Source organism: Psychrobacter cibarius (assembly GCF_016107535.1).
GTDB classification, from domain to species: Bacteria; Pseudomonadota; Gammaproteobacteria; order Pseudomonadales; family Moraxellaceae; genus Psychrobacter; species Psychrobacter cibarius.
Window position 1 is genome coordinate 85,263 of record NZ_JABASQ010000008.1, and the last position, 10,186, is coordinate 95,448.

General features: G+C 41.9%; 7 protein-coding genes. 3 read left to right on the forward strand and 4 right to left on the reverse strand.

Annotated elements, in window-relative coordinates; translation table 11 throughout:
- Nucleotides 1-79: 79 nt before the first annotated feature.
- From hisA to JFC08_RS07220, 3 genes are all read left to right on the forward strand, one after another.
- A complete protein-coding gene (hisA, locus tag JFC08_RS07210) occupies nt 80-817 on the forward strand; it encodes a 1-(5-phosphoribosyl)-5-[(5-phosphoribosylamino)methylideneamino]imidazole-4-carboxamide isomerase (protein WP_198330244.1) in 738 nt (245 codons plus the stop codon).
- A 63-nt stretch (nt 818-880) separates the two neighbouring features.
- Nucleotides 881-2,518 (forward strand): mechanosensitive ion channel family protein, encoded by a 1,638-nt coding sequence (locus JFC08_RS07215; RefSeq protein ID WP_198330245.1) that lies wholly within the window; start codon nt 881-883, stop codon nt 2,516-2,518.
- Nucleotides 2,519-2,601: 83 nt separating this feature from the next.
- A complete protein-coding gene (locus JFC08_RS07220; protein WP_198330246.1) occupies nt 2,602-2,904 on the forward strand; it encodes a hypothetical protein in 303 nt (100 codons plus the stop codon).
- Nucleotides 2,905-2,991: 87 nt separating this feature from the next.
- Here the strand turns inward: JFC08_RS07220 and rnr are convergent, their stop codons facing one another.
- The 4 genes from rnr to thrS all read right to left on the reverse strand — a co-directional run bounded on the left by rnr (nt 2,992) and on the right by thrS (nt 9,456).
- Nucleotides 2,992-5,286 (reverse strand): ribonuclease R, encoded by a 2,295-nt coding sequence (gene rnr / locus JFC08_RS07225; RefSeq protein ID WP_198330247.1) that lies wholly within the window; start codon nt 5,284-5,286, stop codon nt 2,992-2,994.
- 142 nt (nt 5,287-5,428) lie between these two features.
- The gene (locus JFC08_RS07230) at nt 5,429-6,673 is read right to left on the reverse strand and encodes a toxic anion resistance protein (RefSeq protein WP_087815144.1); all 1,245 of its coding nucleotides are present in this window, start codon (nt 6,671-6,673) and stop codon (nt 5,429-5,431) included.
- Between the two features lie 321 nt (nt 6,674-6,994).
- Complete coding sequence (infC, locus tag JFC08_RS07235) at nt 6,995-7,498, reverse strand: translation initiation factor IF-3 (RefSeq protein WP_045447656.1); 504 nt, start codon at nt 7,496-7,498, stop codon at nt 6,995-6,997.
- 23 nt (nt 7,499-7,521) lie between these two features.
- A complete protein-coding gene (gene thrS / locus JFC08_RS07240; protein ID WP_198330248.1) occupies nt 7,522-9,456 on the reverse strand; it encodes a threonine--tRNA ligase in 1,935 nt (644 codons plus the stop codon).
- Nucleotides 9,457-10,186: the final 730 nt, after the last annotated feature.

Here is a 10,186-nt window from a genome sequence, read left to right on the forward strand (position 1 = left end):
GTTGAACGTTCAATACACCCTGATTTTTGAATTTACTTTTCTAAATATATTTATTGTTGTGCTTTATAAGGAATGCTATATGTGTGCTGTGCCTGTCATTATCCCGGCGATTGATTTAAAAGATGGTAAATGTGTCCGCTTAAAACAAGGCCGTATGGAGGATGATACGGTTTTTTCTGATGATCCAGTGGCCATGGCAGCACGCTGGGTAGAGGAAGGTGCACGTCGACTGCATTTGGTTGATTTGAATGGGGCATTTGACGGCGTACCCGTTCATAGACAAGTGGTGAATGACATTACGAAGGCGTATCCGAATCTGCCTATTCAGCTGGGCGGCGGTGTGCGCAATATGAACACCATTGAGCAATATATTACGGCTGGTTTGACTTATATCATCATTGGTACAAAAGCGGTCGAAGATCCTGAGTTTGTCGCAGAAGCTTGCCGCGAATTTCCGGGTCATATCATTGTAGGTATCGATGCTAAAGACGGCATGGTCGCGACTCATGGTTGGGAAAATGTGACGGATACCAAGGCGACCGAGCTTGCAAAGCGCTTTGCAGATGTCGGCGTATCGTCGATTGTCTACACCGATATCAACCGCGATGGCATGATGCAAGGCGTCAACGTTGAACAAACTGTCAATTTGGCACGTGAAGGCGGCTTGCCTGTGATTGCTTCAGGCGGCGTGACCAATATGAAAGATATCGAACTGCTGAAACCTTATGGCGATTGTATTGAAGGCATCATTACTGGTCGCGCAATCTATGAAGGCACGTTAAACTTGGGCGAGGCACAAGTTTATTTGGACAGTTAATGATTATTGAACATTTAATAAAGAAAGATGAGTACGAAAATCTATAAAAAGCAAAGGATGCTTATGAACACTCACTTTGACCGTTCAACGATACGCGATTTTATAAAAGCGTGCGGTCAAATGCTGTTGTTACTAAGCATCCTTTTTGCCTTTCCAGTGTATGCGGCCGGTGAAGAGGTGACTGGTATCACCACTGCATTGGGGATAGATACAGCAGAAAATCCGGCAGCTGACAAACCTTTACTTGATGCGCCATCAGAAGAGGGAGCTTCAGCATCTCCAGTTGTCATACCTGAGCCAGCGCCACCGCCCATAATCAGTGGTGAGAGCACCAATAATGCGCAAATAGAAACCACTCCTACTCCGCAAAAAGACAATGACATTCGTCAACGTATTCAGGGTATTTTTTCTGAAATAGAAGGTCTGCAGGCTGTCAATGTCAGCGTTACGCAAGGTGTTGTCACCTTAACCGGAGAGACGCCGAACGAGAAAAAAGCCCAACAAGCCATTAATTTGACCAACCGTCTGACAGATGTGGTCACCGTCGAAGATCGGATTGATCGCACGCTTGATGTTCAAGACAATGTCACTACCGTTTATCAAGGTCTTAAAGCACAAGCCAAAAATCTGGTTAAAGCCTTGCCACTCCTATTGGTCGGCATTGTCCTATTTGCATTGGTGACATGGTTTGGTAGTTGGCTGTCTAATCGCAAAAAAATGTGGCAACGGCTCACGCCCAATCCGTTTGTCGCCGAATTGCTGTCACAAACCGTTAAAGTTATTTTTATTATTTTCGGTTTGATTCTTGCGCTGAGTTTGATAGGCGCCGAAACCATCTTAGGCACTTTGCTTGGCGGTGCAGGCGTTATCGGTATTGCCGTTGGTTTTGCGGTCAAAGACACTATTGAGAATTACATTGCCTCGCTCATGCTCAGTATTCGCCAACCATTTCGCGCACGTGATCATATTTTAATTAATAATCAAGAGGGGATCGTAGTACGGCTAACCTCACGTGCGACTATTCTGATGACTTTAGATGGTAACCAGTTGCGCATTCCCAATGCTGAAGTATTTAAAGCAACGATTTTAAATTACACCAAAAATCCAGAACGTCGATTTACCTTTGAATTAGGCGTTGATGCCAATGATGATCCATTAGCGGCTATCAAGGTCGGACTGGATGCGATACATACATTAGCATTCGTTTTAGATGAACCAAAAGCAGTGGCTGTCATTACCAATGTTGGCGACTCTAATATCATTTTGGAATTTCAAATTTGGGTGGATCAATCAGACACGGACTTCTCAAAAGCACGCAGTATTGCCATTCGTGAGACCAAGCATGCGTTAGAAAATGAAGGCTTCAGCTTGCCTGAACCGATTTATCGTTTACGATTCAATAGTAACTTAGAAAAAGCGTTTGAGCATATGCAGGCTAACACTGATAGTGCTAAGTCAGATATGACAATTACGACGAACACGCCCAAAGTGACTGATAAAAACCAGAATGAAGATAATAGCGTTGATGATAAGGACAAAAAACAAGCAAAGGCTCGTGCCAAATTGATTTTACGAGGTCGAAATGCTGATGAGGTGCTTAACGCGCGTCCTGACGACAAACTCATGGAAAAAGTTGAACAGGAAATTGCAGAAAGCTCTGACGAGACTGATCTACTGAATAATAATAGCCCGCAAGAATAATTTGCAAAAACCTGCCAAAAACTAGGCATAAAAAATGCAACGAAACGTATATCTGATTATCATTCAAATACGAGACATTTTTTATGCAAATGAAACACTTGATTATATTCGCCCTAGTGGGCATGGTTGCGTTACTAGGTTTCAACCTCATTAATGGCAATCAACGTGATAAAAATAGGGAGCTAGTCATAAGTGACGCAGGATCTGAGCAATCTCCCGATACAGCGTTACCAAATACGGATGATGTAGAAAGTGGCTCAGTAGATGTCACCAGCCAGCCATTTGGCAAACAGCCTAAAGCCATTCTCGATAATGCTACCGCGAAAATAGATCAGGCTCAGGAAGCAGACAAGGAACGTCTAGACCAGATGAGTAATACGCAATAATGATTTAAGTAGTCGTTATAAAATACCACGCAAAAAAAAGGCCAACGATGACGTTGGCCTTTTTATTATTTGAAGTGTTTGCTAACACTAGCTTTTCTTACTTGCGCCTTTATTACGGCTGCCAGTCTTTTTAGCGGGGCCTCTTCTATCAGTACTTTTCTTATCAGTGCCTTTCTTAGAAGGCGCGCTCTTCGTTTGATTCATTTCACTAGATTGCAATTTGGCTTTTAAATCAAAGTCAATTTGTAGCAGATCCATATTGACGCCAGCAACTTTCACTTTAACGCGATCGCCCAGTCCGAACAATGTCCCTTTGTCTTTACCGATCAGCTGTTGTTGCTGTTCATCGTAAACAAAGAAGTCATCACCGACATTAGAGATGTGAACCAAACCATCGATATATAAGTCAGTCAAGGTGACAAACAAACCGAAGCTTGTGACTGTAGTAACCACACCTTCGAACTCTTCACCAACATGATCTTTCATATAGTGACACTTGAGCCAAGACTCTACATAGCGTGAGGCTTTTTCAGCACGGCGCTCAGTATCTGAGGTTTGCGTGCCAGCCGCTTCAAGAGAAAAGTCCATCACTGGCTGCTGAGTATTGGTCACTTTTGCTTTGATGGCACGATGCAGCATTAAATCAGGGTAACGACGAATCGGCGAGGTGAAGTGGCTATATTCGTCATAAGCTAGCCCAAAGTGACCGATATTGTCAGGTGCATAGTTTGCTTGCATCATTGAACGCAACAGCATGCTGTGGATACTAATCGCATCGGGTCTGTCTTTGGTGGCTTCAATAATGCGCTGATAATCGGCTTGCGTTGGATTTTCTTCTGGGAAGCTTAAACCAAAGTTCTTTGCGTATTCGTGAATACGCATTGATTTTTCGCCATCAGGTTTGTCATGGTTACGATATAAGACAGGAAGCTCATGCTTGAGTGCAAAGTTCGCTGCACAAGTATTGGCCAGCAGCATACATTCTTCAATGAGTTTTTGAGCATCACCGCGAGTACGCGGTAGGATTGCTTCGATACCACCTTTCTCATTGAACTTAATGTAGGTCTCAACTGTTTCAAACTCCATTGCATGGCGCTCTTCACGCTTTTTAAGCAGCAGCTCATACAATTGATGTAAGGTATCGACAGATTTTTTGACGTCTTTATTACCCGTGAGTGAGTGAGGTACGCTCTTATCTTCTGGATTCTCAAGATAAGCGTTCACTTGATTATACGTTAAACGTGCTTGAGAGTGCATGACAGCAGGATAGAACTCATAACCAGTCACTTTGCCTGCCCGCGATATTTTGATATCGGCGACCATACAAAGACGGTCACGGTCAGGATTCAGTGAGCACAGACCATTAGAGAGCACTTCAGGCAACATTGGAATCACACGATGCGGGAAATATACGGACGTACCGCGCTCGTAGGCATCTTTATCAAGTGGCGAGTTTGGTGTAACGTAATAACTGACATCAGCAATCGCAACTAAGACACGATAGTTGCCACCAGAGCGTTTTTCAGCAAATACGGCATCATCAAAATCACGTGCATCTTCACCATCGATAGTCACCAGCGGCAAATCACGCAAATCTGTACGACCTTTTAAATCTTTTTCAGTCGGCTCTTGATAATCGTTGGCTTGCTTCAGTGCTGCTTCGCTAAAATCTGATGGGATGTCATAATTGAGTAAGGTGGTCTCAATAATCAGTTCGCGATCATTGTCGTCAGACAGTACTTCAGTGATTTTACCCGTCGCAAATTCATGCTGATTTGGCCAATCAATAACATCAACCTTAACAGGAGAGCCTTGCTTGGCATTCATCGCTTGTACATTTTCTTCAGTAACGGTAATCGGCTGGTGATTATTTGGACTACCAAGCTCGACACAGTAGCCATCTTCATCAAGCGCTAATGTACCAATGAAGTTATTTTGACGACGTTCAACGACATCAACGATACGTCCTTCTGTGCGCCCGCGATTGTCTGTCGATGTACCGACTGCATCTACGGTATCACCGTTGAAAACCCAGCGCATTTGCTTTTCATGCAAAAACAAATCTGGCATATCGCTTAATAATACAAAGCCAAAGCCTTTAGGATGTGCAGACACTGTACCCCTGACGACATCTTGCTTGGTCACTGTGCGATAGCGATAAGGACGACCGTCGCGGTTTACTTGTCCATCACGTGCCATCGCTTTTAGGCGATTGCCTAAAGCGTCAAACTGGTCTGGGTCATCAATATTAAAGGCTTTTGCCAATTGTTGATGCGTGACTTCACCATGCTCATTAATCGTACTGAGTATCAGTTCGCGACTAGGGATAGGATTGTCATATCTTTTTGCCTCACTTGAGGCGTTTGGATCGTTCCAACTCATAAATTACCGTATCTATTTTTAAAATTATTAATAATGGCTATCTTAACACGAACGACGTTGCAATATCTTGCGTCAATTGTCTTAAGTGTATTTGGTAGCAGGAAGTGGCCACCTTTAATAGGCAACAACTATTAAAAACAAATCAAATGTCGATATCGACTGTACTTGATCTATTGGTTATCTTTTTACTGTCTATCTCTTTCGACACTTCTAATACTGTTGTTTGATTAGATTTATCCAAGTATTTCTGAGCCTTATCGACTTCAGTAGTCAAAGTATTGACCGTCTGTTTCATGTTCTCTAGCGCTTCAATTTTATAATTGCTAATCATATCCATCGTATCATAGACGTTATTGAAAGCGTTTTGCAATTTATCAAGCTCAATGCTGCTACTGGTCGCTTGCTCATGGATTTCACCTGACTGACGTTTTAGCATCGCTGAGGTCGACTCAATCAAGCTGCTGGTGGTTTTATTTAAAGCAGTAATTTGATCAAGTACTAGTTTTTGATTGGTCATTGCTTGTGCAACCACAACCGCTGTACGTAATGCAGATACGGTGGTTGTGGTGGCTCGATCAACACCTTTTATCAATTCTAAATTATTGCGGCGAATGGTATCGAGCGCTAAATAACCTTGCACGTTTACGGCTAACTGAGTTAAAAAGTCGGTGTTTTTTTGACGCACATAAAACAACATCTCTTCTTTAATAATGCGTGCTTTTTCGGGATCGGTCGCTTCTATCGCATAAACCTTTTGTTCTAACTGCTCATCAATTTTTTTGCCGACATAAACGTATTGACGTATGGATTGCATCAGCTCCCACATATTGACTTTTTCTTGCTCAATCATCGCATTGTCTTTGAGCAGCTCATCCTTACCATTATATAGACTGGTAACAACCGCATTGATATGCGACTGTGCAGATTCGTATTGACGGAAGTAATCCTGTACTTTATTGCCAAAAGGAATGAGACCGAATAGCTTACGCGAGCTGGTCAGCTCTTTTTTACTGGGATCTAAATCTTCGACGATGCCGCGCAACTCAGTCAATGACTTGGCGATAGGGGAATTATCAAACAAGCTGTCACTGAGGCTTTTGGCAGGTAAATCGAGCATACGATTAGACACTTGGGCTGATTCACGAATCTCTTTGGTACCGAGATTATGAATCGATTGCACATTTTGCTGAAATTCAGCACTGTGCACAGAATTATTAATCACATGATCAACAAAGGCATCGACCTTGGCATCAAGCTCTGGGATTTGGCTGTCATCCAATTTGACCATCTGATCTGCTTCGCTTTTTTGTATTTCTCTCACAGGTTCAGGCGCGGTTAGAGAAATACTTGGCGTCGTTGCATTTTCTGGTGGGGTCAATTCTTGCATGAAATTTCCTTCAATATTGGATAAAAGTAGTGTTTTTGTCAACGACTCTGATGGTCGTGATATACGTTATTTTTATACACTTACTAGAAATTTTTAATAAATGCTGATTAGCAAATATAAAACAGACCTTTAGATTACCGCGTAATCAAATGGTTGAGAAGGTAGGTTTTGTAAAATAGAGTCAGCCAATTATATCTGACTAAACATATTTAAAAGAGATATGTATCTATACACACAATAAAAAACCATCAATATCCCGCAGTATATTGATGGTTAAGGTTATACATATCTATATTGACTAACAGCCATCTAATAAACAGATTACTTTTTCTTAGTTGGCCCAAGCAGCATACCCATCTGACGACCTTCCATCTTAGGATATTGCTCAACGTTAGCAATCTCAGCAGTATCTTCGATAATACGATCTAGCTGCTTGCGACCAATCTCTTGGTGCGCCATTTCACGGCCACGAAAGCGAATACTGATTTTAACTTTGTCTTGGTCTTCCAAAAAGCTGACGATTTTTTTCAGTTTAACCTGATAATCAGCTTCTTCAGTACTAGGACGCAGCTTCATCTCTTTTAGCTGAGTTTGCTTTTGGTTCTTTTTAGCTTCTTTCGCTTTTTGCTTTTGATCATAGAGGAAATGCTTATAATCCATGATTTTGCATACTGGCGGTTTGGCTTCAGGAACCAATTCGACCAAATCTAGACTGTCCTCACGTGCCGCTTTCATCGCGGTTTCGATATCGACCACGCCCATCTGTTCGCCGTCTTCTTTAACGAGACGGACTTCTTTGGCTGTGATATCTTCGTTGATGTTCAAACGGTTTGACTGTTTAATAGGTATTACTCCTCATCTGTTTTTGGGGTCTGTCGGCCTTTGTTGCTGACAGCGGTCTGTACTAATGTAATAAATTCTGGAATACTCATCACGCCAAGGTTTTCACCTTCACGAGTACGGACATTGACACTGCCCGATTCGACTTCTTTATCCCCTAATACTAGCATATAGGGAACGCGTTCTAATGTTTTCTCTCGTATCTTAAATCCAATCTTTTCGTTACGCAAGTCACTAATAGCTCGCAAACCTGACTTTTTGAGTTCGCTGACCACATTTTCACAAGCATCTGCCTGTTTATCAGTGATATTCATCACCACCACTTGTTGCGGTGCCAACCATACTGGCATCCAACCGGCATAGTTTTCAATCAATATACCGATGAAGCGCTCGAATGAACCTAAAATGGCACGGTGCAACATAATAGGTACTTCGCGCTCGTTTTGCTCATTGACGAATTCGGCATCAAGGCGCTCAGGCATGTTTGGGTCAACCTGAATCGTACCGCACTGCCAGACGCGACCTAAAGAATCTTTTAAGCTAAATTCAATCTTCGGACCATAGAATGCACCTTCACCTGGTAGATAAGCCCAATCAAGACCTGAACTATCTAATGCATCGGCCAAAGCTTTTTCGGCAAAATCCCAAGACTCATCACTACCAACCCGTTTTTCAGGGCGGGTTGAGAGTTTCATAATGATATTATCAAAACCAAAGTCTTCATAAACGGCAAGAGTTAGCTTGATAAAGTCAGCGACTTCTTGCTGGATTTGCGACTGTGTACAGAAGATATGAGCATCATCTTGTGTAAAGCCACGAACGCGCATCAAACCATGTAGTGAACCTGATGGTTCATTACGATGGCATGAGCCAAACTCTGCCATACGTAATGGTAAGTCACGGTAAGATTTTAGACCTTGGTTAAAGACTTGCACGTGGCACGGGCAGTTCATTGGTTTTACCGCATAATCACGATTTTCGCTGGCAGTCGTAAACATGTTAGTCGCATAGTTACCCCAATGTCCCGAACGCTCCCACAAACTACGATCGACGATTTGCGGTGTTTTAATTTCTTCATAACCGTTATCGTGCTGTACTTTACGCATATACTGCTCAAGTACTTGATATATCGTCCAACCATTCGCATGCCAAAACACCATACCGGGCGCTTGCTCTTGCATATGGAACAGATTTAACGCTTTACCAATTTTACGATGGTCACGTTTTTCAGCTTCTTCGATACGCTGAATATAGGCTTTTAAATCTTTTTTATCCGCCCATGCTGTACCATAGATACGTTGCAGTTGCTCGTTCTTGGCATCGCCGCGCCAATATGCACCAGACATTTTGGTCAGTTTGAATACTTTTAAAAATCTGGTGTTCGGCACGTGTGGACCACGGCACATATCGACATATTCTTGATGATGATAGAGACCAAACGCTTCTTCGCCTGGCATATCGTTAATCAGCTTAAGCTTATAGTCTTCACCACGTTCTTCAAAGATTTTAATGACTTCATCGCGTGGCGTTATTTTTTTGATAACGTCATAATCTTGCTTGATGAGTTCCATCATGCGTTTTTCAATGGCTGCCATATGCTCAGGCGTAAATGGCGTTTCGCTATAGATGTCATAATAAAAACCATCATCGATAACGGGGCCAATCACCATTTTTACATCAGGATATAACTGCTTAACGGCATGACCTAATAGATGAGCACAAGAATGGCGAATGATATCGACACCGTCATCATCTTTTGGTGTCACGATTTCAACCTTAGCATCATGAGCGATAGGGTCGTGCGCATCAACTAGATGACCATCTACACGCCCGGCGACCGTTGCTTTAGCCAATCCTGCACCAATGCTTTGTGCCACTTCCATGACGGTGGTGCTACCTTCGAAGTTTTTTACGCTACCATCGGGTAAAGTAATCGCTACCATAATCTATTCACCTTTTTGCGTCCGTTGGCAGTGATGATTGCAACCATCAATCATATAACCGCAAGACTGCGTCAATTATATCCAACTGCTATGATATGTTATAAGAGATAGATATCACTTAAAGGCAAAATTTCAAACAATCACCCGTTGAACAATCAAGGCTAATAAGAAATGCCATTAAGCAATATTATAAAGTCAGCTATTATAGCAAAAACTGTGTATCAACACTAGATAGTAAGGGATTAGGCCGGCCTCTATATATAGATGCTATCTATGCGAATATCAAGAAGTGTAAATCATAGTTAAAGGACACAGCGAAGGCAATTATCAATAAGCAGATAAATATGTCAAAAAGTCAGTATAGAGCTTCAAAGTTTTAGCTTAAAGTAAGTTCTTAATGGCAACTCTATAGATGACAATTAATGAATATCGATAGATACTGTTTAAAGCTGAGTCATTATTTACCGTCTAATTTAAAAGAATTAAATGAATATCAGTCTTAACCCATTGAAAACTATGCATTATTAAAAGTCTTATCAAATAAACCTAAAAACCTTTAATAAAGCAGTTGACACACCCCCTAAAATCTATATAATACGCCCCACAGCAAAGGAAGCTAAGCAGTAAGTTAACAAACTTATCACTTAGATAACCAGTTGAAACAAATTAAGAAAGAAGCTTGACAATTCAAATCATTATGATAAGATAGTCGGCTCGCTAGATAGCTTGA

Bases quoted from the DNA above. Each gene is read 5' to 3' on its own strand.
- JFC08_RS07230 (WP_087815144.1), bottom strand. From the start codon at position 6,673: ATGCAAGAATTGACCCCACCAGAAAATGCAACGACGCCAAGTATTTCT.
- rnr (WP_198330247.1), bottom strand. From the start codon at position 5,286: ATGAGTTGGAACGATCCAAACGCCTCAAGTGAGGCAAAAAGATATGAC.
- JFC08_RS07215 (WP_198330245.1), top strand. From the start codon at position 881: ATGAACACTCACTTTGACCGTTCAACGATACGCGATTTTATAAAAGCG.
- hisA (WP_198330244.1), top strand. From the start codon at position 80: ATGTGTGCTGTGCCTGTCATTATCCCGGCGATTGATTTAAAAGATGGT.
- JFC08_RS07220 (WP_198330246.1), top strand. From the start codon at position 2,602: ATGCAAATGAAACACTTGATTATATTCGCCCTAGTGGGCATGGTTGCG.
- thrS (WP_198330248.1), bottom strand. From the start codon at position 9,456: ATGGTAGCGATTACTTTACCCGATGGTAGCGTAAAAAACTTCGAAGGT.